General features: G+C 72.4%; 1 protein-coding gene. It reads left to right on the forward strand.

Annotated elements, in window-relative coordinates; translation table 11 throughout:
• Positions 1-729 (forward strand): metallophosphoesterase family protein (locus tag D1Z90_RS20870; RefSeq protein ID WP_232525342.1); only part of this gene is annotated, 729 nt, incomplete at both ends.

A 729-nucleotide genomic window follows, 5' to 3' on the forward strand; every position in this document is an offset into this window, starting at 1 on the left:
CACCGGAATGGCGTATCACGTGCCGATCCGCTGGGTGATCCTGCCAGGCAATCACGATTCGCTGCAGGCGACCGAGCTGTGGGCGCACCTTGCCGCCGATGCGCCGGGCAATGTCGTGCTGGCGACCGAGCAGGCGCCGATCGATCTCGGCGCAGGCGCCGTCCTGCTACCCGCGCCCTGCACGACGCGCCGCGCGGGCCGCGACCTCAGCGCATGGATGGACGATGCGGCCACTGCCGAGGGCGCGATCCGCATCGGCCTCGCACATGGCGCGATCCAGATCTTTTCCGAAGACGCCGGGGCCTCCGAAGTGATCGCGCCCGATCGCGCGCGCCGCGCGGGGCTCGACTATCTGGCGCTGGGCGACTGGCACGGCGCGCTCGAGGTCGATTCCCGCACCCATTACAGCGGTACGCCCGAACAGGATCGCTTCCGCGGCAACGAGCCCGGCTACGCGCTGGACGTGCGCATCGCCGCGCCCGGCGCCACGCCGCAGGTCGAGCGCGTGCCCACCGGCAAGTACCGCTGGTCCGCCTGGACCGAAACCCTGAGCCTGCCGACCGACGCCCAGGCGCTGGCCGAACGCCTGGCGGCGCTGCGCGCCGAAGACGTGCTGCGGCTGGAACTGCAGGGCCACGTCAACGTGCCGACCTGGGAGGCGCTGCAACGCGCCGTGGACCAGGCGGCGGCGCAGGCGAGGGCGGTGCTGCCGGACTTCTCCGGCCTGCT

Origin of the sequence: Motilimonas pumila (assembly GCF_003596335.1) — a bacterium.
In the GTDB taxonomy this organism is placed as follows: Bacteria; Pseudomonadota; Gammaproteobacteria; order Enterobacterales; family CBDFNC01; genus Motilimonas; species Motilimonas pumila.